Origin of the sequence: Micromonospora sp. NPDC050495, assembly GCF_040655175.1 — a bacterium.
Classification (GTDB): domain Bacteria; phylum Actinomycetota; class Actinomycetes; order Mycobacteriales; family Micromonosporaceae; genus Micromonospora.
On the sequence record NZ_JBFAJK010000121.1, the window covers coordinates 1 to 1,593 of the forward strand.

The 1,593-nt window shown below is 68.6% G+C and carries 1 protein-coding gene; it reads left to right on the forward strand.

Going from position 1 to position 1,593, the window contains the following annotated elements; translation table 11 throughout:
- Positions 1 to 240 precede the first annotated feature (240 nt).
- Positions 241 to 1,509: an IS110 family transposase gene (locus tag AB0I11_RS34360; protein WP_357330107.1), complete on the forward strand. Its 1,269-nt coding sequence runs from the start codon at positions 241 to 243 to the stop codon at positions 1,507 to 1,509.
- Positions 1,510 to 1,593: the final 84 nt, after the last annotated feature.

A 1,593-nucleotide genomic window follows, 5' to 3' on the forward strand; every position in this document is an offset into this window, starting at 1 on the left:
ACTCGTCTAGTCCCCCTCGCCCTGGTGGGCGGCCCGTTCCGGGCTGAAAATGGGGGTCCGGTCGCTCGTCGACGTCGTTGCTCCTTGGTCCCTGAGGCCGTCGTCTAGTCGGGCGCTGGGAGTCGCGCTGTTGGGCCCTTCACTGTTGCTTCGAGCACGCGGATTAGCTTCGTTCCCGTCCCTGCGACTCCTGCGAGCGACCGCCCCCGATAACGCACGGCATGGCAAGGGAGGTCGCAGATGGAGGAGACACCAGAAGACACACAGGTCGTGGAGCGGGTCGCGGCGCTGGATATCGGCAAGGCCGAGGTGGTGTGCTGCGTGCGGCTGCCTCACCCGAACGGGTCGGCTCGGCGGGTGCAGGAGGTCCGCACCGTCTCGACGATGACCCGGTCACTGACCGGGCTGGGTGACTGGCTGGCCGGGCTGGGCGTGACCCGGGTCGTGGTGGAGGCGACCTCCGATTACTGGAAGCCGCCGTACTACCTGCTGGAGGCGGCCGGGTTCGAGGTGTGGCTGGTCAACGCCCGCGATGTCAAGCACCTGCCCGGCCGGCCCAAGACCGACAAGCTCGACGCGGTGTGGCTGTGCAAGGTCGCCGAGCGAGGCATGGTCCGCCCGAGTTTCGTGCCGCCCGCGCAGATCCGCGAACTGCGGGACCTGACCCGCTACCGCGTCGACCTGGTCGGGGAACGCAACAGGGAGAAGAACCGGGTGGAGAAGCTGCTCGAAGACGCCCAGATCAAGCTGTCGGTCGTCGCCAGCGACATCTTTGGTGTGTCCGGCCGGGCCATGCTCGACGCCCTGGTCGCCGGGCAGCGCGACCCGCAGGCCCTGGCGCAACTGGCCCGCACCCGCATGCGGACCAAGTTGCCCGAACTGCGGGAGGCGTTCACCGGCCGGTTCAGCGACCATCACGCGTTCCTGCTGGCCCGGATGCTGGCGCATGTCGACACCCTCAACGCCGACATCGCCGCGGTCGAGGCCCGGATCGAGGCACTGATCAACCCTTTCGCGCAGGTGGCGGTGGCCCGCCTGGATGAGATCCCCGGTATCGGCGCCACCACCGCCCACGCGATCATCGCCGAGATCGGCCTGGACATGACCCGGTTCCCCACCGCCGCCCACCTGGCGTCCTGGGCGAAGTTCGCCCCTGGAGTCAAGCAGTCCGCCGGCAAGAACAAGGGCAACGGCTCCACCGGGCACGGCAACCGCTACCTGGCCCGCGCACTGGGCGAAGCCGCCGTCGGCGCGGCACGGACCAGCACCTTCCTCGGCGAGCGATATCGCAGGCTCGCGCGCCGCCGCGGGAAGAAGAAAGCCCTCGTCGCGGTCGGCCGATCCATCCTGACCATCATCTGGCACCTGCTCTCCGACGACCAGACCACCTTCACCGACCTCGGCCCGACCCACTACGACAACCGCGCCGGCACTCAACGCGTCATCCGCAACCACATCCGTGGCCTGAACGCCCTCGGCTACCACGTCACCCTCGAAACCGCCGCATAACCACACAGCGCCAACCCCATCCCGGCTCCGCTGCGCTACGCCGGGATGCTGCCGCGCGTCTGGACACGGTCATTTTCGGATTAG

Bases quoted from the DNA above. Each gene is read 5' to 3' on its own strand.
- AB0I11_RS34360 (WP_357330107.1), top strand. From the start codon at position 241: ATGGAGGAGACACCAGAAGACACACAGGTCGTGGAGCGGGTCGCGGCG.